At 56.5% G+C, this 21,196-nt stretch carries 23 protein-coding genes and 4 pseudogenes; 13 read left to right on the top strand and 14 right to left on the bottom strand.

From position 1 onward, the window contains the following. Positions 1–64: 64 nt before the first annotated feature. Positions 65–859 carry a DUF899 domain-containing protein gene (locus ACSQ3H_RS27265; protein ID WP_436120206.1) on the top strand — a complete coding sequence of 265 codons (795 nt, stop codon included), beginning with the start codon at positions 65–67 and terminating at the stop codon, positions 857–859. A 1,824-nt stretch (positions 860–2,683) separates the two neighbouring features. Here the strand turns inward: ACSQ3H_RS27265 and ACSQ3H_RS27260 are convergent. Further along, positions 2,684–2,938, bottom strand: a complete 255-nt coding sequence (locus ACSQ3H_RS27260; protein WP_436120205.1) for a hypothetical protein — start codon at positions 2,936–2,938, stop codon at positions 2,684–2,686. Between the two features lie 191 nt (positions 2,939–3,129). Between ACSQ3H_RS27260 and ACSQ3H_RS27255 the strand changes: the two genes are divergently transcribed. Further along, entirely contained in the window at positions 3,130–3,321 is a 192-nt protein-coding gene (locus ACSQ3H_RS27255; RefSeq protein WP_436120204.1) for a DUF3606 domain-containing protein, read from the top strand. 249 nt (positions 3,322–3,570) lie between these two features. Here the strand turns inward: ACSQ3H_RS27255 and ACSQ3H_RS27250 are convergent, their stop codons facing one another. Beyond that, on the bottom strand, positions 3,571–3,765 hold the full coding sequence (locus ACSQ3H_RS27250) for a hypothetical protein (RefSeq protein WP_436120203.1): 195 nt from the start codon (positions 3,763–3,765) through the stop codon (positions 3,571–3,573). Positions 3,766–4,428: 663 nt separating this feature from the next. Here ACSQ3H_RS27250 and ACSQ3H_RS27245 point away from each other — a divergent pair. From ACSQ3H_RS27245 to ACSQ3H_RS27220, 6 genes are all read left to right on the top strand, one after another. Continuing rightward, positions 4,429–4,791 carry a hypothetical protein gene (locus ACSQ3H_RS27245; protein WP_436120202.1) on the top strand — a complete coding sequence of 121 codons (363 nt, stop codon included), beginning with the start codon at positions 4,429–4,431 and terminating at the stop codon, positions 4,789–4,791. Continuing rightward, positions 4,788–5,024, top strand: coding sequence for a hypothetical protein (locus tag ACSQ3H_RS27240; protein WP_436120201.1), 237 nt, complete (start codon positions 4,788–4,790; stop codon positions 5,022–5,024). Before ACSQ3H_RS27245 ends, ACSQ3H_RS27240 begins: the two co-directional genes overlap by 4 nt. Before the next feature lie 234 nt (positions 5,025–5,258). Further along, the gene (locus ACSQ3H_RS27235) at positions 5,259–5,435 is read left to right on the top strand and encodes a hypothetical protein (RefSeq protein ID WP_436120200.1); all 177 of its coding nucleotides are present in this window, start codon (positions 5,259–5,261) and stop codon (positions 5,433–5,435) included. 473 nt (positions 5,436–5,908) lie between these two features. Further along, entirely contained in the window at positions 5,909–6,118 is a 210-nt protein-coding gene (locus tag ACSQ3H_RS27230) for a DUF982 domain-containing protein (RefSeq protein WP_436120199.1), read from the top strand. A gap of 350 nt (positions 6,119–6,468) precedes the next feature. After that, positions 6,469–6,684: a hypothetical protein gene (locus tag ACSQ3H_RS27225; protein ID WP_436120198.1), complete on the top strand. Its 216-nt coding sequence runs from the start codon at positions 6,469–6,471 to the stop codon at positions 6,682–6,684. Between the two features lie 187 nt (positions 6,685–6,871). After that, positions 6,872–7,111 carry a hypothetical protein gene (locus ACSQ3H_RS27220; protein ID WP_436120197.1) on the top strand — a complete coding sequence of 80 codons (240 nt, stop codon included), beginning with the start codon at positions 6,872–6,874 and terminating at the stop codon, positions 7,109–7,111. 900 nt (positions 7,112–8,011) lie between these two features. Here ACSQ3H_RS27220 and ACSQ3H_RS27215 read toward each other — a convergent pair. Further along, positions 8,012–9,231 (bottom strand): IS3 family transposase gene (locus ACSQ3H_RS27215; RefSeq protein ID WP_436115654.1). Its coding sequence is split into 2 segments (ribosomal slippage): positions 8,012–8,892 and positions 8,892–9,231, totalling 1,221 coding nucleotides; the frame shifts between segments, so codons are not numbered across the junction. A gap of 703 nt (positions 9,232–9,934) precedes the next feature. Between ACSQ3H_RS27215 and ACSQ3H_RS27210 the strand changes: the two genes are divergently transcribed. Further along, positions 9,935–12,142: a diguanylate cyclase gene (locus ACSQ3H_RS27210; RefSeq protein WP_436120196.1), complete on the top strand. Its 2,208-nt coding sequence runs from the start codon at positions 9,935–9,937 to the stop codon at positions 12,140–12,142. Between the two features lie 119 nt (positions 12,143–12,261). On the opposite strand, the pseudogene ACSQ3H_RS27205 reads toward ACSQ3H_RS27210, so the two are convergent. The 6 genes and pseudogenes from ACSQ3H_RS27205 to ACSQ3H_RS27180 all read right to left on the bottom strand — a co-directional run. Continuing rightward, positions 12,262–12,595: pseudogene (locus ACSQ3H_RS27205) on the bottom strand (ISL3 family transposase); the annotation flags it as partial. 84 nt (positions 12,596–12,679) lie between these two features. Then, positions 12,680–13,018, bottom strand: a complete 339-nt coding sequence (locus tag ACSQ3H_RS27200; protein WP_436120195.1) for a DUF190 domain-containing protein — start codon at positions 13,016–13,018, stop codon at positions 12,680–12,682. Between the two features lie 12 nt (positions 13,019–13,030). Beyond that, complete coding sequence (gene crcB, locus ACSQ3H_RS27195) at positions 13,031–13,468, bottom strand: fluoride efflux transporter CrcB (protein WP_436120194.1); 438 nt, start codon at positions 13,466–13,468, stop codon at positions 13,031–13,033. Further along, a complete protein-coding gene (gene crcB, locus ACSQ3H_RS27190) occupies positions 13,444–13,845 on the bottom strand; it encodes a fluoride efflux transporter CrcB (RefSeq protein ID WP_436120193.1) in 402 nt (133 codons plus the stop codon). The genes crcB (ACSQ3H_RS27195) and crcB (ACSQ3H_RS27190) overlap by 25 nt, the downstream gene beginning before the upstream one ends. 28 nt (positions 13,846–13,873) lie before the next feature. Further along, complete coding sequence (locus tag ACSQ3H_RS27185; protein ID WP_436120192.1) at positions 13,874–14,152, bottom strand: hypothetical protein; 279 nt, start codon at positions 14,150–14,152, stop codon at positions 13,874–13,876. 41 nt (positions 14,153–14,193) lie between these two features. Next, complete coding sequence (locus ACSQ3H_RS27180; protein WP_436120191.1) at positions 14,194–14,586, bottom strand: DUF190 domain-containing protein; 393 nt, start codon at positions 14,584–14,586, stop codon at positions 14,194–14,196. Positions 14,587–14,999: 413 nt separating this feature from the next. Here ACSQ3H_RS27180 and ACSQ3H_RS27175 point away from each other — a divergent pair, with 413 nt between their 5' ends. Both ACSQ3H_RS27175 and ACSQ3H_RS27170 read left to right on the top strand, forming a co-directional pair. Then, positions 15,000–15,269 carry a DUF982 domain-containing protein gene (locus ACSQ3H_RS27175; protein ID WP_436120190.1) on the top strand — a complete coding sequence of 90 codons (270 nt, stop codon included), beginning with the start codon at positions 15,000–15,002 and terminating at the stop codon, positions 15,267–15,269. Between the two features lie 62 nt (positions 15,270–15,331). Beyond that, the gene (locus ACSQ3H_RS27170; protein WP_436120189.1) at positions 15,332–15,592 is read left to right on the top strand and encodes a DUF982 domain-containing protein; all 261 of its coding nucleotides are present in this window, start codon (positions 15,332–15,334) and stop codon (positions 15,590–15,592) included. An 88-nt stretch (positions 15,593–15,680) separates the two neighbouring features. Here the strand turns inward: ACSQ3H_RS27170 and ACSQ3H_RS27165 are convergent, their stop codons facing one another. Continuing rightward, on the bottom strand, positions 15,681–15,881 hold the full coding sequence (locus ACSQ3H_RS27165) for a hypothetical protein (RefSeq protein WP_436120188.1): 201 nt from the start codon (positions 15,879–15,881) through the stop codon (positions 15,681–15,683). A gap of 290 nt (positions 15,882–16,171) precedes the next feature. On the opposite strand from ACSQ3H_RS27165, the pseudogene ACSQ3H_RS27160 reads away from it, so the two are divergent. After that, positions 16,172–16,288 (top strand): annotated as a pseudogene (locus ACSQ3H_RS27160) (helix-turn-helix domain-containing protein); the annotation flags it as partial. Positions 16,289–16,318: 30 nt separating this feature from the next. Here the strand turns inward: ACSQ3H_RS27160 and ACSQ3H_RS27155 are convergent. Next, positions 16,319–16,501: pseudogene (locus ACSQ3H_RS27155) on the bottom strand (trimethylamine methyltransferase family protein); the annotation flags it as partial. 50 nt (positions 16,502–16,551) lie between these two features. Between ACSQ3H_RS27155 and ACSQ3H_RS27150 the strand changes: the two are divergent. Then, complete coding sequence (locus ACSQ3H_RS27150) at positions 16,552–17,265, top strand: IS6 family transposase (RefSeq protein ID WP_436120187.1); 714 nt, start codon at positions 16,552–16,554, stop codon at positions 17,263–17,265. Positions 17,266–17,282: 17 nt separating this feature from the next. On the opposite strand, the pseudogene ACSQ3H_RS27145 reads toward ACSQ3H_RS27150, so the two are convergent. From ACSQ3H_RS27145 to ACSQ3H_RS27135, 3 genes and pseudogenes are all read right to left on the bottom strand, one after another. Further along, positions 17,283–17,501 (bottom strand): annotated as a pseudogene (locus tag ACSQ3H_RS27145) (IS5/IS1182 family transposase); the annotation flags it as partial. Between the two features lie 141 nt (positions 17,502–17,642). Continuing rightward, positions 17,643–18,182 carry a hypothetical protein gene (locus tag ACSQ3H_RS27140; RefSeq protein WP_436120186.1) on the bottom strand — a complete coding sequence of 180 codons (540 nt, stop codon included), beginning with the start codon at positions 18,180–18,182 and terminating at the stop codon, positions 17,643–17,645. Positions 18,183–18,214: 32 nt separating this feature from the next. Then, a complete protein-coding gene (locus ACSQ3H_RS27135) occupies positions 18,215–21,127 on the bottom strand; it encodes an IPT/TIG domain-containing protein (RefSeq protein ID WP_436120185.1) in 2,913 nt (970 codons plus the stop codon). Between the last annotated feature and the right edge of the window lie 69 nt (positions 21,128–21,196).

The raw sequence follows: 21,196 nt of genomic DNA, 5'->3' as shown, positions 1-21,196 counted from the left end.
CAAATGGAACGCGCTTCAGCCACGAGGCGTGAGAATTTGCCCAAATCAGGAGGTTTCAAAAGCCATGACTACATCAGCCGAGAACGGACGGAAAGGCGGACAGCCTGCCATGCACACACCACCGGTCGTGTCGTCGCAGGCGTGGGAGGCCGCCCGCGAGCAACTGCTCGCGAAAGAAAAGGCCCAGACCCGCGTACGTGACGCCCTGGCCGCCGAGCGCCGGCGAATGCCGTGGATGGCCGTGGAGACGGCGTATGCGTTCGATGGGCCTGCGGGCAAGGCCAGCCTACTCGACCTGTTCGACGGTCGGCGCCAGCTGATCGTTTACCGGGCCTTCTTCGAGCCGGGAGTGTTCGGCTGGCCCGACCACGCCTGCCGGGGCTGCTCCATGGTGGCCGACCAGGTCGCCCACGTCACCCACCTGAACGCCCGTGACACCACCCTCGTCTTCGTCTCGCGCGCGCCTCAGGCGGACATCGCGCGGCTGAAGGCGCGAATGGGCTGGGAAATGCCGTGGTTCACCCTCACGGACAGCTTCGACGCCGACTTCGGCGTAGACGACTGGCACGGCACAAACGTGTTCTACCGCGACGGCGACCGCGTGTTCCGCACCTACTTCATCAACAACCGCGGCGACGAGCAGATGGGGAGCACGTGGAACTACCTCGATATCACGCCGCTGGGCCGGCAGGAGGTCTGGGAAGACTCGCCCGAGGGCTATCCTCAGACCCCGACCTACAAGTGGTGGAACTGGCACGACAGCTACGTCGCAGACGCAGCGCCTGACAAGAAGTGGGTCGAGGTGTCGGACGCCGGAGAGGCGGCGTTCCGGAACCAAGACGCGAGCAAGACGCCATGAGCTAGGCCTGTTCGCGATCGGCCGCAGCGCGAAGGTCCGCTGACAGTTGCCAACACGTCGGCAACCCGGCCTGCCTTTGTATTGCGTTTTGGCAGGTCGGGTGTGGCGCTCCAGCACGACATGAGCTACTAGCAGCGCGGGCGCGACTGCCATTAGATTTAGAATGGGGGCGGGCGGGCGATTGACGTCTACCTCGCTGCCACGAACGAACGTGACCGCCCTCGGGTTACTTTTATCCGGCAGGTGGTGCTCGGTCGCGTGTATGGCACACTTTTACGGCCGAGCCTCACTGCCCCTCAGGAAGGCTGGTCGATGCGCGTGCAGGACAAGAAGCTCGACATCTATTTCAGGATGAGAAACCGCAGACTTCAGCGAAGCCAGACCATCCGATACATTAAGGCGCCGCGTGTTCGGCTTTTTCGGTGGTCCTGTGCCGGAACGTTGTTTATCCAACGCAGCTATTAATCCAATCACCCTGTATTCGCTTATCAAGCTTAGCGGTTCTTGGCCGATCAGAGCACGCCGATCGGCGCCAGACCTCGCCTCTAGCCTACGATGGAACGTTATTCTCGCGGGCTGGTTATTGGCTTGCTGGTTAGTCCTTCTGACCAGCGGAGACTCGACGTCAACGATCTCTTCAATCTATGGTGCCGGGTCTCGCATTTCGTCCAGCACCGGATGTATCTGGCCTCAAACAATCCTAACCACCCAAGTACGTGGCCGCTACGCGGCGATAGCTAATGGAGATTAAATAAGGCCTAACCATTTGAGAAGATTGAGCAAATGCCCCATAAGAGGGCGGAGGCCCAAAATGAGCCCAACAACGTACATCAAAATAATTAGACATCTAGTCCTCAAGATGTAGGATGCGCCCCGCCGACTACATCATGTCCGCCAACCCCGGTCTGGTCGCAGTCGGGCCTAATGGGAGGGAGGATTGCTTGCCCCCGTGCATCCTCCCTCCCGACGTAAGGAGCGTTTTGCTAAATGCTTTACAAGATTATTGATGACGCATCGTGTGTCGGGATTGTGCTCTGCTATGGGCTGTTGTTGTGGTTTGTAGCCTCATACGGGGGTATCTGATCCCTAGATCGGGCCGCAGAACTTCGATCCTACGCCTTTAGGCGATTGACCATTTTGCCGCAAAGACCGCAGCCCGGAGCGGGTGTATATTGTGGGTTAGCTGACGGGCAATTTTCCAAACCGATTGCTGGTCAGAAATTTGGCCGGAGCAGCCGAAAACGCACCACAACCTCCCCCCGTGAGTGCTTCGTCTCCGGCCTTCTTTCGGAAAGCCCTTCGGTGGTTTGTCTATTTTGTCACACATACCCCAACCCGGAGCAGGTATATTCTGCTTGATACTGACCGCAAGGTGACCCCAACCTTGACGCAACATCTCCGAAGTAAGCGGTCAGCCTAATTGAGAGGCGAGTGACGGCACATAAACGCCTCTCTCCATTTCCCAACTTCCCTGGGACGGACATGCTCAGCAAAATCATTCAAGCTGCATCATGGGTAGGACTTGCGTTGTGCCTTGGCGTGTTCGTGTGGTTTGTAACCTCGCAGGGAGGACGTCAGCCATACACTACAGATAACGACCACCGGAATTCGACTTTTCATGCGCGATGAGAACTAAAAAGTTCGGTGCGTGTCGAGACGCACCATCCATTTCACCGCACCATTGTTAACATTGAAGGTTTCCGTTTAACGCACCTTTCTTGTGGCGCATTATGTGGCCCAAAGTGCGCTATTTTAGGGACAGAAACGTCATGCTCAGATCCGAGGTCGGGGAGCGGCGTTCGCAGTACCGTCAACGAACGACTCTTATCGCGTCTCGCCTGAAGAGCTTTCCTCTTTTTTCGCGGCCCGGGCCTTTTGTCGGCGCGCGTTTTGGGAGGTGTTTTGCTGAGCGTTGAATTGTTCGCGATTAGCCTCGCGCCACGCCTTCAGATAAGCCTCGTAGCGCTGCTTGTTCGTTTGCCGCCACTTCCGAGACTTCTCTGCTGCCTTGGCCTTCTGGTCAGGGCTCTGCGGATTGGCATTACGGTCAGCCTTCTTCGCATCATCGCCTTTTGTCATCAGACGCGGGTCTCTTCCAAATTTCTTCGTAACGAGCGGTCGGTGCTCCGTCAATGAACATTAATATTGAGACAACCCGGCACTACGCATCGAGTCATTTTCAATGATCAATCCTTGGCGACCAACGGAACAAAAGCTTAGCGTTGATGTTCTCATACACCGATTGGTCTGTTTCTTCATGGAGGCAAGTCATGGCTGACGATAAATCAAAACGGGGTCCCCGTGACCGCGCGACAGTTGCCGCTGGCGAGAAGTATGAAGTCGATTATCTTATGCAGTCGCTAAAACTGGGCCGGGACGACGCCGAGCAGCTGATAGCGAAGTACAATGGTAATCGGGAGAAAATAGAGGCGGAGGTGTCAAAGAGGAAACCTCGACCTTAACGTTGCAGAGCAGGTCCGGGGGCGCATCGAAGGTTTCGGCGAAAGCCCGCATTTATGGGCATTTGTTGAGCCTGGTGCGCCTGACCTTGCGTTTTCTACGCAGCATCCGTCGATGTTCAACACCGTTGAACTCTACAACCTTGGCTGAATACTTTTCACCATTGGACCACATTGCGCCCTCCAAGCGCAATTAATCAAACAAACGTAAAGGCAACCCGCGTGAAATAGGTAAAATTGATCCTAGCCCACTCAGACACGTTTTGGCGGTTCACGCACCTCGTCGGGATTTGGCAACGGCGTCTCATCCGGCAATTGAATTGGCGGTGGCTCCATTACTGGCGGAACTGGTCCAGGCTTAGGGTCGGGGATAGGCGGTTCGCCCGGCAGCGGCGGGTTCGGTTCTGGCTCTGGTTCTGGCTCTGGGCCAGGTATCGGATCACCCATATTAATTTCTCCTCGTGATGGGTTCTTAACTGCTAACCGCAAGGGAAGGTTCCGCTGTCACACCACCTCAATACGGCATCGCTGAGATACCAACGTTCTTCGATCCACAAGCGGAGTACCGAAGTTTAGGCACCAAGTCATTGCGCATAGTTCCGTGATCGCGGCCCAGCCGTCTGGCCAATTCGGTTAAGTCAATTTTGCTGGAGTGATGACAATCGCGCCCATAGCAATGCGCCCAAAGAGAATACCCCCTGTCGATCGTGTCACCGACTGTGCCGCCATCAGCTTCCACGGTCACATCTCCACCGGGCGCCAGACGAGCCGCTTCCTGTTTGACCTGTCCCGGTTGACCTCGAAGGCCATAATGTCAGTCGCTCTAGCCCCGCATCGATCGCAGCGGAAAGGCAAGCGCTCCAAGGGACATTCAGGATTGCAAACGTGGATAAGGTCCGGCGCGTAAAAACGTCGTCTCCTTCCGGCATTTCCGGCAACATACCTGCAAAAACATGCGATATTTTGCGGCCTGCCCCAATCTGCGGATTGTTATTGTCATGAGAACAAAAAGAGAACATAATCCCATTTCGTCAAGATGAAAGATGCCGCAGACTAGAGCTTGTGAACGATAGGACGTCAATTATTATTCAAGCTGTGGAGGATTGAGCGATGACATGGAAAGTCAGGTTTCGCGGCAAAGACTTTGCGCTCGATCCGTATTTTGATCCCGAGTTTGAGTACGAAGTCCGTGAAGCGTTGGCTGACAAACGCGAGCTTTCAGGTTCCGTAGAAATCATCTTCCACGAGCAAGACGAACGGGTCGTAAACATCACTTTTCACGAATCCGCCGATCCTGATGAATTCTCGTTTGTAGGTACTCATGGACAGCATCCTGGGATGGGCGAGGTGTACATTTTCTCTGGGATGCCCGACGATGGTGATCCGCAAGTGCTTGCTCTTTATAGTGTCGAGAATTTTGGCCACGCTCCGGTCAACAAGGAAAGATTCCCATTGGAGAAGTTCAGGCAGTGACTATTCCCGGCCCGACGCGCATTAGAAACGACCCCGACCGCTTCAACGAATGTCAAAGGGCTGTTGAGGATCGAATGCTCGAGCTCCTGGGCGACGCCTTTGTTGCCGGTTGGACAAAAGAAGAAGTTCTGGCAGCAATGATCGAGGTTGCCGAGAATACAAACCTGGCCATGCATCAAAACGTGCTGTTGTCAGTTGAAACAGAACTGAGAAAATTGATGAAGAAGCCCTGATGGCCAAGTCATCGAGTAAAAGCAGCGCCCCGCCGATGACCATCGCCTTTAGGCGAATGTTTGATCAATCTCTGGATCGCATTCGGATCGAGGATGCTCTTCGGATACCGAAGAACATCTTTGTTTGTCCTGATTGCTGGAAGAACGTTGTGCCGTATAATTCTGAACCGCCACAGTTCAAACACTACCGCTCTAATCGCCAGTGCAATAGGTCGCGGACAGGGTTAGTGAACGATGTCTGAAACACCTGAAAAGCCTGCCTATCCTTCCCATATGGAGAAGCCTCCAGCCAAGCTGTTCGAACACGATTGCATGCACGAAGGCTGCAATGCCTGGGGATCGTTTGGCTTCGAAAAACGCTATGGACAGGAATGGTATTGCGGCGAACACAAAGGTGATGCTGACAACTGACGGGGCCGATATGGCAAGGAATGGTGGCAGGCTGCACTATTATTTGAGAATGAAGCACCGACGGCGTCTGGGGCGGCCCCTTAGACGCATCAGCCGCGCAATGAGAAAGTTGGTGTTCAAGCCCGGGCGGCATCGCATCACTTAGACAAAACAATGGATTCATTGTCCACTGGCGGACGAATGCGGAACAAAGCTCCATTCGTTGGGTTGTTTGCCTGCCGAGACCAGTTCGGCTGCGTCCCTGACCATCCCCCTTACCAATTGTCAGGGCTCATGAACTAGACGGTGAGCGAAACCTCGCCGTCTTTTTTCCCTAAAGAAATCGATGGGGTGGAATCGGCAAGGTCATTGTGCTGCAATGACCGCATGGAAGACTATAGAGCATTCGCGCCTGTCACAGTCCTTACGAGCCAGCCAGGCCAGATGCGCGGCATCGGCACCGCTTACGACGCAGCGAAGTTCATAATGGAGGGGTGGCGCCAGAAAGAGGCGGTCCCAAACTCTCGAACGCAAAGGTTATCCTGTCGAAGTGTCTTGCCGGTGAATGCTCTGCTGCTGTGGCAAGGGTGGCGTTCATAGAAGCGGCACGCGAGTCTAGAATTTATATTGCTCCGCCAGAGAATGAGCCCGTTAGAAGCAAGCCGAAGTGGCATAAGGCGGCTAAGGCGTGGCGTCGGCCCTAGTATAAAGCGTCAACTACCGCGCAGTAGGCCGCTACCAAAGCACTCTTTACCGCAGACCATCGGTTCGCCAGATATGCGGAAAATCTCCTGTCAGCTTCCAAAAGCTGTGCCAGTAAGTTTCCAAGCTTATCTGATACATGTTCCATGGCAGTACCCCCCTACGAATTTGAAGGATGCCACCTTCTGCAATAATGTCAAACAAAGTAGCGACAGAGAGCGCGACAAGGTTCAGGCCCCCGGGGCTACTCCGGAAGTGGTGCGTTACCTCAAAAAGTCGCGTTGTGTATTGTCGTTCCAAGCCTAGAATTTCCCCCATGAGAGTTCCATCGCCTCAAGGGTCGGTCGAGCACTTGGACCGCATCGACGAATGCGAAGCTGCTTTGAAGACTGAGTTTCAAGCTCTGACTGAAGCAGCGTTGGAGGCTGGTTGGGATAGATATGAAGTCGCCCTTGCTTTGGCCAATCTGGGTGATCGGTTGGCTGATGTAACAGCTAAGACCGCCGGCTCGGAGGCTGACATTGCGATTGCCAAAGCGCTGTTCGAAATAAAACGAGCGTGTTCCTGACAGCCACAGGCAAGCCGACAACAAGAGCAAGCCGCGACGGCGTGCCTAGCGTGATTGTCCACCATTAGACATAGGCTTGACGCCAGTCCAAGTGAGTTTTTTAATATTCGGGTCGCTGGGTCTGTCAACGGCACACTAGCGATTGAGAGACGCAAAAGAGCTCGCCAATTGGTGGAAGGAGGCCATCATGTCTCTGCATCATTTTGAAAACCCCACCTATAGCGAAGAAGATTGGTGCATTTTGGAGGACGCCCACATTAAGGCTTGTGAGCTTCTCGGCCAACCGCCGGTGTCCTACAAAAATGAGGATCGCTTGGCACGCACCATAATGAAACTGTTCGATGAGGGCGTGCGCGACTTTGAGATAATTGCGTCCATTGCGGCCCATCGCGAAATCGTCTTGGATCGCAAAGCCACGTATCATTGATTGCAGCATGACATGTATGATTGCCAAATCTTCGAAAGGTTTGGTAGCTAGCCATGACTTTGACGAAACTTCAGCATTTCTGGATTTTAGGCCTCAAAAGCGATCCGCTGTTTGATCGGCACTATCGGCCACACGGCCAGACCGAGCTTTCCTGTGAGCGCCAAGGTTGGTCTGAGTATATTCAGAGCGGCCCCACAAGCTGGAAATGGCAAATCACAGAGGCTGGGAAGCAGGCTCTGGAAATGCAAAAGCCCGCCACGCAGATAGCGGGTGCCGGGCTTAGCGGTTGACATCTGATTTATCGAAAGACACTGTGCCGCTGTCGGGAGGGGACGGAATAACCTTACCTGACAGTGAGGCCCGGCACCGACGGTGGCCAACCTGGGCCTCACTTCGTCTCTCTTTTCTCGCCTCAATGTGATTTGACAGCGACACTCGCGAACGACAGTCTTCCCCACGTTGTATGTGCAGCGACTGCAACGGAGGCTCGGCCCGTCCCCTTTCCTCAGCCGGGCCTCACCCTTCTGGCTTGTGGATCTTCGGCCAACCTTATCACGCTGAATATTCAGAGCGGTGTCACGCTGCAGTTAATTATGAGAATGCCGAGTCAATGATTTCAATGGATTGGCTTTGTACTTAATTTGAGAACGTGCAGTTTATTTGAGAATTTGATGCTAAACACTGCAGTTAATTTGAGAAACGATCCTCACAACGTTGGCTCTTGCTCGTTGCTGACAGGTGTGAGCGCTCAGGCGTCTCACTCTTCAAAATATTCCATCAATTTCAGGTAGATAGCCTCACGAACCGCGCAGCGTCTGAAGTCTCAATATTGCAGTTAATTTGAGAATCCAAGCGACGTCATTCTCAAATTTGTAGATGCCCCCGAAAGATCGGACAGTTTCACGGGTTGATTTGGTCAGCGATGAACTCTCGGGGTGAACGATATCCGAGAGCTTTGTGCGGGTGAAGAGCATTGTAGTGCTCGAACCACAAAGGCAAGGATTTAATGACGGTTTTTGCGTCTGGCGCTGGATTAACGTCGGCGTAGTCGCGCTTGAAGGTTTTGACGAGGGCTTCGGCCATGCCGTTCGATTCCGGGCTTCTGACCGGAGTGGTTCGTGCTTCCATGCCAATGTCCTTGAGCAGGGATTTGGTGTCTTTGGCAATGAAACAGGAGCCATTGTCCGTCAGCCATTCAATGGAGTGCGGCAATGTATTGACCTGGCCGAAGCGGCTTTCGACAGCAAGGATGGCGAGGTCCTGCACGTCTTCGCTCTTGATCCCTTCTGTGGTTGCGACATGGCCGATCACTTCCCGATCGCAGCAATCGAGAGCGAAGGCGACACGGACTTTTTCGCCATTGTCGCATCCGATCTCGAAGCCGTCGGAACACCACCGCAGATTGGATTGGTCAACGCTGACACGGCCGTCATGCTTGCGGCTTTCGTGATTGCCGGTATGGCGCTGAAGCAAGAGGCCATGAACCTTCATCACCCGGTGAACCCGCTTGTGATTGGGCCATGAACGGTTTTCCGCCTTGGCATTTCGGCGCAAAACTGCATGAACACGGCGATAGCCGTATGTCGGCATGGCACTAATAATGGCTTTGATCTCTTCGACCAAATCAGCATCGGGTTGTGGCGGACGGCCGCGCCGCATGGCCGGTCTGCCGGATGAGCGTTCGGCAATATTAGAGCGGGAAACATTCAAGATATCGCAGATGGGGTTCATCGGGTGCCGTCCTTCGGCCACGACAAGGACCGCAATGTCTGTTTTTTTGAATCCGTGGCGACCTCAAGGGCATCCTTGAGGATTTCCGTTTCCATGGTTTTCTTGCCTAGAAGCCGCTGAAGTTCACGGACCTGGTTCTGAAGGGCGCGGTATTGCGAAGCTGGCACAACTTCTTCTTCCGATCCCGTTGCCATCAAGGCACCCTGAGCTGCCAGCTTGCGCCAGCCAAACAGCTGATTGGGCGCAACACCCCGGCGACGGGCAACGAGACTGACCGTAGCGCCAGGCTCGTAGGTTTCCTGAACCATTTCCAGCTTCTCGGCTGTCGTCCAACGACGGCGCCGTTCCGGTCCGTTCAAAATCTCAATATGGGGCATGCGACTGGTCATATTCCTAACAATACTCCTACCACTTAATTAAGTGTGAGGGACTGTCCGGATAATTCGGGGGCTATTTCAGTCATTCTCAAATTAAGTGCAGCAGTCAAGCGTGAACGGCGGCATTCTTACGATTAAGTGCAGTGCGACAACGACACTCAAAAATCAGGCGACGTTGACATCCTTGACCGCCATCTTGACCGACGACTTGACCGTCGCGGAGATCAGGATGTCCCCAACCCTTGGCATACAAAATCGCAAGTGAGAGCTTGTGCGATACCACTATTAGCAGCCTCTACCCAACGGTAGACGCTGAAGACGCGGATCCCCGATAGGGGTATTAAAGAGGGTAATCGGGATTCGCTAGACCGCGCCCGATACCAGGACCAATGCTGGCGTCGACAACACTTCGACGTTCAAGGAATGGACACTTAGGCCAAGACTGGGACCACACATGCCGTCATCAGCATTCTGAATGATCGCACAAAGGTGCTTTCCGTCGATCTACGAAATGCCGTCTATGTTCCAGACCGCGCGGCTTATTTTGGCGCAGGGCGGAGCGTTCGGCATTGTAGGCGAGGAGTTCCCCCAATCTGTTGTCGAATACTATGAGCGGCCGCCCCTGTCGGCACGTCGTAAGAAATAACTGTGGTTTTTTCAGCATATTGAATAAATTCAGCGCGTAATACCGCATCCGGCACACTAGGCTGAGCAAATGAATATCAAGACCCAAATCATCACTACAGTTGGACTCGCCGCGGTTTTGATCGGTTTAGTCGGTGGTATTGCGATTTATTCCCAGATAATATTGACCCGATCTGTCGCGCTGACCGAGGCGACAAACGTCGCGCGACAATTGGCCGGAACAATTGTCTTCAAAGCCTCTGATGAGCCTCGTTCTTTGTTCGAAAGGCCCGATGCACTGCGCGAATTCGTGACGTCGCAACATCGTCTTTCGCGGCGCGACTTCGTCGTGGTTGATCGCCACAAGGTCATTTTGGCCGACATCGGCGGCGAAGAGCAAAACATTGGCACACTCTTCAATCACGATCGCGGCAACGAAGTTACCCGGACGATCGAGGATGGCATTGTGCGGGAGTTTGCCGAAATTAGTAATGATGCGCCCGAAGGGGTTGAGCTCATTGTGGTGCCGGTCGGGGAATCGCCGAATAAAATCATTGGTGCCGTACTGCTCGAATACACGCCGCTCTTGCGCGAAGCGCAACGTCGCACGAACGACATTCTGTGGCTCATCGGCCTGTGCACCGCGGCTGCAGTGCTGGTCGCGGGAGCTTTCGCCTTCTTCCTGATACGAGGCTTCAACGCCGGCTTGGCCGGGCTCACTCAAGGCATCCAATCCTTGGCGCGAGGTGATGTCGGGGCTCGCATAAACCACACCTCCAAGGATGAGTTCGGGCCACTGGCACAGGGATTCAACACCATGGCGGTCGAGCTTGAATCTTCTCGCACGCATCTTGTCGATCAAAAAACCTACATCGAAGATATTGTCCAGACCGTGGCTGAAGGTATCACAGTCATCGACGGCAAGGGACAGATAGCAACCGTCAATCCCGCAGCAGCTGAAATCCTCGGGCGGCGACACGACAGGATCGAAGGACAAGAATGGCAATCGATCATCGAGATGCAAAGCACGACTGGAGAAACGTTCGCGCCGCGAACTTCGCTTGTCGACATGACTCTGGCCACCGGCCGTCGACACCAAAGCGAGATACGCCTGGTTAGGCCGGATGGTTCGCAACTGCTGGTGATCGCGAGCTGCAGCCCACTCAATCGCTCTGACGGCGGTACGGTGCTGAGTTTCAGTGACGTCAGTGAACTGCGACGGGCGGAGCGCACGGTTAACCAGCGCGTCGAGGAACTGGCAATTTTGAACCTTGAACTGCAGCAGAACTCTGAGGCCACTGCTCGCCTGGTCAAGCTTGGCGAATTGCTCCAGGCCTGCGTCACTTTTCGAGAGGCGTTTGCGGTTGTCGGCTCTGCCATGCCAGATTTCTTCAACGATCTGAGTGGAACCGTCCATCTGACCAGCGCGTCACGCAATCTCGTCGAAGAAATGGCACATTGGGGCGACATCCGTTCAAGCGCAGCCCAATTTGCGCCGGAAGATTGCTGGGCGCTGAGGCGCGGCCAGGAGCATGTCTCTGGCCCGGGCCTGCTCGCGCCACGCTGCAGCCATATCGCCGATGGCGAAGCTTGCGGATATGTCTGCATGCCTCTGGCTGCGCAGGGTGAGACGCTGGGTATCTTGCACCTGTGCGAACCACACGCGGCGATAAAGCCGCAGTGGCTAGCTGAGCGGCATCAGATCCTGCGCGGGGTCGTTGACACGTTGGCGCTCGCGCTTGCGAATCTGCGCCTGCGGGAAACGTTACGGCAACAATCGATCCGCGATCCAAATACCGGGCTTTTTAATCGCCGTTATATCGAGGAAACTGGCAACCGCGAGTTGCGACGCATGCAGCGCTCCGAGCAGCCTTTCGCGATGATCATGCTCGATGTCGACCATTTCAAGCAGTTCAATGATACTTTTGGCCATGAAGCCGGCGATCTTGTCCTTAAGCATGTCGCTGGCGTGCTGCTTGACCATGCGCGTGAGAGCGACGTTGCATCACGCTATGGTGGTGAGGAGTTTGCTCTCATTTTGCCCGGGGTTTCTTTGGCAAGCGGCGCAGAGCGTGCCGAATCACTGCGCCAGGCGATCAGGCAGATCCATCTCATGCATCGCGGTCGCACGCTGGGCACCGTCACTGCATCATTCGGTGTGGCCGCATATCCTGAGAATGGTGTTGAATGGACCGACATCGTCAATACCGCGGATCGCGCCCTTTACCAGGCCAAAAACGAGGGCCGGGACCGTGTGGTCGTTGGCCGGAGCAATTCCCCTGGAGTGATCTCCATATGAACTCGCGCCCCTGAGGACGGTCATTTCTTTTTATTCACTCAAGAAAGCCCCCGTGTTCAGTCACTGTATATCATTAACAACGCATGCTCCGATATCCGACTATGATATGGTCCGCAAAAAAGCCGAACGAGTTCGGCCACCCACTTCGTCTGGCGCGCGTAGGCGGAGGCAATTTCGGGCAGTCGATCAGCGAATGTTAGCCGCTCGCATTTCTTCTTGTTCGGACAGCGCCAGCGGCTCAGGCGGAGCCTGACTGTTACGACTTTCCCTTGGGCCGGCAGGTCCTGAAGACATCGGTCGTACCAACCATGTCGAAGCCTGAACCGTTTCCCACAATCAGGACCGGCGCTAAACGCTGGTCCAACAGCCGAAACTATCCAGCCATCATTGACGGGTTCGGCACCCAGGACTCGCACGCCGGGAACCGGGCGACCATGTTGATTGTGTTTGCATGCGCGGGGATAGTGACAACGTTTCCGCCAATCAACCCAACCACGCACTTTGAGGAAGACCCCACACTAGCGAGAAAACTGATACCTAGTCACCGTCGCCGTAGCGTATGATCTGGACTTTCTCGGTCGTAATGAGGCAGCTCTTCGTCATCTCCATGATCTCGGGGATCAGCTTCTCGACCTTCTCGGAGGAATCGACGATCTCCACCACAATCGGAAGATCCTGTGACAGACGCAGGATTTTTGCAGTGTGCAAAACACTCGAACGCCCGAATCCGAGCGGCCCTCGCAAAACGGTTGCCCCGGCCATGTGCATCTCCCGTGCCTTGGCGACGATCGCCTGGTAGAGCGGTGTGCCATCAGCGGTTGTATCCTCCTCTCCGAAAAATATCCGAAGCAACGTCGATTCTTTGGGAAGTTGCATATCATCCTCCAATTATCTGTTGATGCGCACAGCGAGCATGTACCCAGCCCAGGCAGCCGCGAGCGAGAAAGATACGACCGCTCCGAGATAAAGGGCACCCCGAAACATGTCGCCCTGGAGCATCAGCATGAATGAATCGAGACTCATCGCAGAAAAGGTGGTGAAGCCACCGCAGATCCCACCCATGATGAACTGGCGTCCCGCCGGAGCAACCAGCCAGCGTCCGTCAGGACCAGTCAAAGTCGCAAACAACATGATGACAAACGACCCGACCACGTTCACGAAGGCAGTTACCCAAAGGGCGCTTTGGCCGAACCCGGAGACGATGACGAAACCTGACAAAAAACGCAGCAACGATCCAATGGCGGCCCCGCATCCGACCGCCAGATACGGTCGCCACACCTCGGCCCTGGGCCGGCTGCCGATCACGACCACCGCTCCACCATCCATTGGGCCATCCAGAAACCCATACCGACCGCGATCACGCAAAGGACCGACGAGGCGACAACATTGAACAGGGCCTGGCGATGCTCACCGTCCAAGGCCAGATTGAGACTTTGCAGGCAAAAGGACGATACCGTCGTATAGCCGCCCAGCAAACCGACAACGACAAAGTCGCGAAACATCGCCCCGGTAAACAGGCCGCCGGACGAGCGGCCCAATCCAGCTACAAGCCCGATGACGAAAGCTCCGGTGACATTGATGACGAACGTGCCCCACGGAAAGGTCTCGCCGAAGCGTCTGCCGACGAAGCCGGAAAGAAAGAAGCGGGCCACCCCGCCGAAGAATCCGCCGAACAGCACAAGGACACACGCTTCAAGACTCATGGAGACGGCTTCCGAAACAGGGGAATGATCAGGACCTGATATTCGTTCTATCCGGTTGCTGCAACAGAAGTTGATGAACACGTGCTGCAATCATGCCGGCCGCCTGCCAGATGCAGACCACGATTATCACCGATGCCATTACAATCATCATACCCGTTCGTGTCGCAGCATCCGCCGCGGTCATATCGGCGAGCAATGACGCGCTGCTCAGCAACAGAACGACCAGTATGATCGACACAATCGAATAGCGGTCGGCCCATCGCTTGTGGATCTTGAGAGCAGTGATGAAGGGGTCTTCGGCGGCCATGGTGTATTCTTTCCTCTAGCGTTCAATTGTCCAACGGCGATTTACACGTCATTGCGCTGCTGCCGCCATCCGTCGCTGGACACGTTGTCTGCAGGCATGCCAACCTCGTCATCGTCGCGAAAAACGTTCACCTTTTCCACTGTGATCAGGCAGCTCTTTGTCAATGCGGTAAGGGCTGGCAGAAAGGCTTCGATCTTCGTTTCCGTGTCGATGATTTCGATGACATACGGCAAATCTTGCGAAAGCCGCAGCATGTGCGCCGTGTGCAACCTGCTTGAACGCCCGAAACCAAGCTGACCACGGAAGACTGTCGCTCCAGCCAAATGCGCAGCCCGCGCTTTCAAGACAATGGCCTCGTAAAGGGGGATGCCGTTAGCCCGGTCATCCTCACCGATAAATACACGCAGAAGCGATGACCTCACCGGGATTTGCATCTTCGGTTTCCTCGCAGATAGGGCTGCAATATTACTCCTGGTTGTACGCTGAAGAAACAAATGTTTGCTGGCTTTAGGTGCGATTCTTCCCATCCGGCGGATCGCCCCAAGCTACGGTCGCAATGCTGGCATACCGTTATGAATTGATCGTCGTGCATTTCGAAAAACCGTCCTCGCCGCCTTGTGCGATGAAATCCAGTTCGACCCATGTCCCCATGTATCCACCGCATGAACCGCAATGAATTGGCGTGCCGGAGTCACTTCTCGGGTGAGGGTAAGATCGATAGTTTGGCAGTTTTTAGATTCGAGTTTGCAGTCCAGTTTCGTCCCACGTCCGTTCCCAAAGACAAAGCCAGACTCCTCGACGTGTGCTCGTCATTTGGAACTGCAAATGATTTCGCGCGTTTCTGGGTATGCGTGTTTTGCCCTTTCACCACGTGACAATCATGACCCAACCTGGCGGTCAAATACTGAATGTTGCATCAGTGGAAGAAGCGACGGAATTCCTTATGCAACATTGGCCAGAGGAGAAGGGTCGAAAATACAAAGCCGCCCGTCAGATCTGTGTTGAGGCGCTGGATGGTCGGGTAACACCCAGGCATGCAAGGTCGGCATTCGTTGCGGCTGCAAAGGAGGCTGATATCTACGTCAGAGAACGAACGCCCACACCCGCCAATCCATAGCATGGGGATTTCAGCGCCAGTGTGTTCCAAAAGCGGGTCTCTTCGACGCGGCTTTTTCGGTCATGCGTAATTTGCCATTCCCCTACGTGACTGTCCTTACGGGCAATGCCAAAAAAACGCGGAACATTTTGTCAATCGGCGAAGCCGCAGAATTTCTGTTGTACCACTGGCCGCTTGCACACGGCGAGAAGCTTTCGGCAGCCCGCCAGGCATGTATTGATGCGCTGCACGGCAAAATCACTTGTACCCGAGCGCGAGCGGCATTTATCGAGGCTGCGAAGGAAGCGGATATTTATGTCGGGCAGCAGATTCTCAAGCACTAGGTTTCGAGGAGGACCCCCGTTAGGAGCCGTGCTTAACAGCGACCAGAACTGTCAGCCCCGTCGCCGGAGCAGGGATGCAGATGGGCGGTCATTCCTTTGTCAGGTCGAAATTGGCCACCTGCCCCAAGACTGCCTGAGCCTTCGCAACAGCCGTCTCTTCACCAAACACATTGGCTATGATGCCCTTGCGGAGGGTAGCCACAATTAGTTCGTTGTCCTCGCCGATGAACTCCAGTGTGAAGGTTTCGCCATCAATCGACTCGTGAACCCGTGTCTCAATTACGAACATTTGTTACTCCAGCCGCCGGACCTGTTCAATTGTTCTGGTGGCATGTTTATGTCTCGGCCAAGTCTACAAGCGGTACGCCAGGACCTTGTCGACGCGGCATCAGTCAGTCGATCGCTCATCTCGAAGAACAGTTGGAGGTCTTGCTATTTCAGCGCCGCCGGAATGGTAGCTTTCTTACGCACGAGGGTGAGGTCTTCCGCATTCGCGTCGAGCGCGCGCTGCGGCGAATCGAAAGTGCATTGGCGGCCGTGGCCGAGACAGGTCGGACGGCAAAAGGTATCGGAGACCCGATGCCAGGAAACGTCACTTCCGTTCAAATTTCCGCGCTTATCGCCATCGACGAGCACGGATCTTACTCGGCGGCGGCTAAGGCACTTAACATTTCGCGGCCAGCCATAAATCGCCATGCACGGGACATCCAATCAATCCTGCCCTGTTCAGTACCAGCCGTCAGCCATGGAGGCCTTGCGTCTTGCCACGAAGTCGCAAAACGCTTCGTCAACGGCGACGTCGAGCGGTGGCGCTTCAAATTCTTCCAGCATCTTCTTCCATTGGCGATTTGCGCGAGCCGCAATGTCCGTTGACCCGCCTTCCTCGCTCCACTTCTCGAAGGGTTCGTTGGGCACTGTCACGTTGACGGCTGGTCCGGATTTCGTGCAGTTTCGATGGCATGAGCAAGGTTCGACATTCCCGTTATCGCGGCCACCGCTTTCCGGCGGAGGTGATCGCGTATGCGGTCTGGTTGTATTTCCGGTTTCCGCTCAGTCTGCGCATGGTCGAGGACCTTCTGGCGGCACGCGGGATTGTCGTGAGCCACGAAACGGTGCGACGCTGGGCCGAGAAGTTCGGTCAGGATTTCGGCAAGAGCCTTCGGCGGCGCACACCGCAGCTTGGCGACAAATGGCATCTGGATGAAGTCGTCGTCTCCATAAATGGCAAAAAACACTGGCTGTGGCGTGCCGTCGACCAGGACGGCTTTGTACTGGACGCCCTGGTACAGAGCCGCCGCGACAAGCGGGCCGCCGAGCGCCTGCTGCGCAAGCTCATCCGTAAACAGGCGCGTGCGCCACGTGTTCTGATCACCGACAAGTTGCGTTCCTATGGTGCCGCACGGACGAAAATGGGCATGACGTTCGAGCATCGCCAGCACAAGGGGTTGAACAACCGGGCCGAAAATTCGCATCAACCGATAAGACGACGAGAACGCATCATGAAGCGGTTCAAATCCGCCCGCCATCTCCAGCGCTTCGTCTCGGTTCACGACCCCATCGCCAACCTCTTCCACTTTCCCCGCCACAGCCTCTCCGCAATCGACTATCGGGAACTTCGAACCGTAGCGATGACCGTCTGGCAGGACGTCGCCGGAAGCCGGGAAGCCGCATGACGGTTACGCCAATCGGGGAGAGACACAGCCAACCCCAGCAACGTGACAGTGCCCCGGGCTTGGCCTCCCCGGGTCTTGCGTCGAGGAGCGCGCCACCCGGCCAATGCATCCGGCGTGATCCACAATGTCAGGCTACCACGCCGGCGCAGACCAGCATCATAAACCGCCCAATTCGTCACCCTGAATTTCATCTTTCCGATGTGATGACGACGATCTGCGTTGTGTTTGTACGGCATGGCACCCGGATCAAGCTGATTTCGATCTTGCTTGCCTATCGCCAAACCGTTGACAAAGGATCGATGCACCAATGCCGGGTTGGACTGTATCGACTCGATGTGGGCCAACGCGAATGAGCGACACGATGTCGTCGGCGTTCGCTACTTGATGACGTCCAGGCTGACGATTGGACCGGAGGTTTCCGCCGCGTTGCCGCCGCCCGCGGTGTGAGCCTGCACGCTGTAGCGTCCGCGTTTCACTGTGCCGTACACGCCAATCGATTTTGAATAGTTGCCGAGGCTGTCGGTTTGGGTATGAAAGAGTGTCACGGCGCCGCTCTCGTGCGTCAACTCGATCGCAAGCGGCACATCGGCCAGCGGCGGCACGAGATTACCGAACACGACATACGCACCGTGGCGGTCAGCGACCGAAGTGTGGATCACGACTCGTTTCACCGCGCGCACCGGCGCCAGGATGCCGCCGATCGGGATGTAGCGGTGATCGAAGTCGGTCCACCCCTCCACTCTCGGGAAGGCATCCGCAGGGATGCGTGTGTCGCGCGGCGCCGAGGAGTCGCGATCGGTCCAGATCACTGCTCGCACCGGATGACTGCCTTTCCCCTCTAGCCAAACCCAGTCGTATTCGACTACCGCATGCCAGCCGAGCGGCAGCCCGCGAACCGCCAGATCGACTTTGCGCAATACCGAGAACGGACTCCTTACCTCCGCCGACACTACGACGGCTGATGCGATGAGGCAGCGCCGGAATCGAACACCGCGACGTTCTCCTGCGCCGAATTGTTATCGGTATTGATCTCGCCCTGCATGGGCAGGATCGCCACCTTGATGCACGTGTGCCCTGCCGCCTTCGGAGTCCAGTCAAAGGTGATGTCTTGCACGCTATTGCCCTTGAAGTTCGTGATCAGCTTCGTTTCGAGCAGCGCCCAGTTGCCGTTGTCTCCAATGCCCGGCGGCGAGGTGACGTAGCAGCTCACGTACACCTCGGGGATATCGCCCGGTGCGGTATTCCTCACCTTCGCGATGATGGTGTTCTGGTGGTTGACCCACGGCCGGTCGCCGTTCAATATCGGCTCTCCCGGCTTGCCCGGCGCGGAGAACTCGAACACGCCGTCGCCGTTGCGCTTGCTGTCAACCGCGATGTCGACCGATTCCCAAGTTTCAGTGGACCACGGCGTAATCGCAAGATCGAACGTGCCATTCGGATCGCCCGCGATGGGCTGATTCCAGCGCACGCGAACCTTATGCGCGAGCGGCGTCCCGGGAAGTCGCTCCTCGACCCTGATGGTCATGTTCCGTGCGGCATCGACTGCTTGCTGGCCGACGTCGAGCACATTGACGAGCATCACGGCGCGCTCGAGCGAGTTGGAGAACGACTTGGCGGTGGTCGCGCGCGTAACGACGACCCGTCCCGGTGCCCCGACCGGCAGATGCTGATCAAAGCGCACGCCCGCGGGCGCGAGCTCGCGGGTTTCCACGAAGTAAATCAGTCCCTCCGACGCGATCAGCTTCAGGATGTGATTGCGGCTGCCATCAGTGTTCTCGGTACCGTGATGGGCGACCAACGTGAACACTTCATCCAGCTTCGCGGTCGGCGACCACGTACGAACCTGCGTGTTGTTGGGCTGCGCGTCCAGGAAGTGCATGGTGTCGTTCAATTCGCGACCGGCGAAGAGCGGCTCGTCGTCGTGCGATCCGCTCAGACAAAACGCCTGGGCCGTGCCTGGGATGATCTCGCCGGTATCGAGCTTGTCCTGGTAGATGTCGTCCATTCCCAGCCAGTGCCCGATCTCGTGTGCGATGCGCCCGATCGCCGCATCGTGCGCCAGGTAGATCATCCCCTTGGTGTCGAAGAAGGGGATGTTGTCCGGCCAGAAATACGCGGCAGTCTCTTTGGGGAAGCTCTGGCCGCGCAGTGACGGTCCTTTGAGGAGGACGATGATCCCGACGAACTGACTGAGGTTCGCCTGCGACTGGCCACCCGGCAACGAATTGAAGTACGCGCGCAACGCGTGCGTGAAGAGAGGGCTCTTGTCCTTCACCAGCCCTTCACCGAGCATCGCCGCCTTCATCTGGTTGCGCAACGCAGGCACGTCCGGATCGGTGGTGGAAGGCGTCTCGCCGTGATGCGCCTTCGGTGCATCCGGATTGGAGACGTCGACCGCCAGCAGGTCGAGTCCGCCGAGTGCGAGCATCGCCTCCGTGCCCTGGACCTTGATCCGGCAGACCGCCTTCTTCGTCTTCAACTGTCCACGCTTCTTTGGCGCCGCCGGATTGCCGACGTCCAGCACGACCAACCCGGTCTCATAGGCCGCGAGCAGCGCGATCGAGCCCGTGAGCGTCACGTCGCGCACGTTGAGGATGTCGAGGTTCACTCCCATTGGAAGGGCGCCGCCACCGCTGGTGTCGAAGAGATGTACGCCGTCGCCGTCGGTGGCGACCGCGAGAAGTGGACCCGCGGCATCGATCGCCGTGATCCATCCACCGAGCGCGCGCGTCTTCAGGAAGCCCGGCATTCCGCCAACCAGCGAGTATTGCTCCAGGTTGACCTGGCGTCCAAGCCACAGATCGTTCCCCGACACGCGCAGCGCGTAGCAGCCGCCGCCCGCATTCACTTGCGTGACGAGGGTCGGCGCGGCAGGATTGCTCACGTCGATCACGGCGAATCCAAAGTCGCGCAACGCCGCGTAGAGTCGCAACCCAACCACCTCGAGCGCGGAGATGAATTGCCCGGCAATCGTGATATTGCCGAGCGCCACGGGTGCGTTCATGTTGGCAATATCATGGATGAACACGCCGCCGGTAGCGTTGCCGACGTACAGGCGCGTTCCGGACAGCGCGTTCGCCGTTACATCCACGCCTCCGCTCGTGACCCCGGGCTTGAACGCATAGTTGAGCGGACTAGGATGCTCGACGAGAATCGCGCCGCTCGCAATGTTGTTGCCCTGCCATGCGAGCGGACGCAGCGTATGGGTGAGGAGGTCCCTTCGCGCCACAAAGGTATCGGTATCGCGCCAGAAATAGAAGTTGTCGCTGTTCGGCAAGGCGAGCCAATCGGAGAAGGTCATCGTCCAGGAGGTCCGGTTGAACGACGCTTCGCGCCACCAGCGGTTCGCTTCACCGCAGTTCGCAATTAACTCGTTGCGAAGGGTCGCACGCGGTTTGCCGGGATCGTCGGGATTCTGGTCGTTAGAATGCGCGAACAGGACCAGCACCGGCTGATTCGGCTTGTTGGTCTGGGGCGTTCCGCTTTGCGGTCCATGGAAAAATCGCGGCGGGCCGGCAGCGCTGGTGTCGTCGAATGCTGGCCGCGGCAACACTTGAAACAGCTCGGCGGCCGTTCCGGAGTCCGATCCAACAATGACCTTCAGCGCCCCCGTCGTCGTTGCCTCGCCGACCAGCACGGTGAGCATGCTGCTTGCTGCGTCAATCACGATCGCGCGCTCGGCGCCGATCCGGACGTCGTTCTCGTCGCGGTTTGCGGAAAATCCATAGCCGCTGATCGTGAGGATCGTGCCAGGCCAGCCCCCGCGCGGCGTGAAGTCGGTGATCGAGACACCGAGCAACCAGGCAAGAAACGTCTGCAACCAGGACGCGAGGACACGAACCAACTTGATCAGAGGCGACATCCATCCTCCCCGAAAAGCGAACGTAACTGTGCTATCACTCGCGGTATCAGTCAAGCCGGGGGCGCAGGC

The sequence above is a fragment of the Phyllobacterium sp. LjRoot231 genome, from assembly GCF_964253365.1.
Classification (GTDB): domain Bacteria; phylum Pseudomonadota; class Alphaproteobacteria; order Rhizobiales; family Rhizobiaceae; genus Phyllobacterium.
The sequence above is the reverse complement of the archived record's forward strand: the minus strand, read 5'-3'. Positions and strand labels throughout refer to the sequence as shown.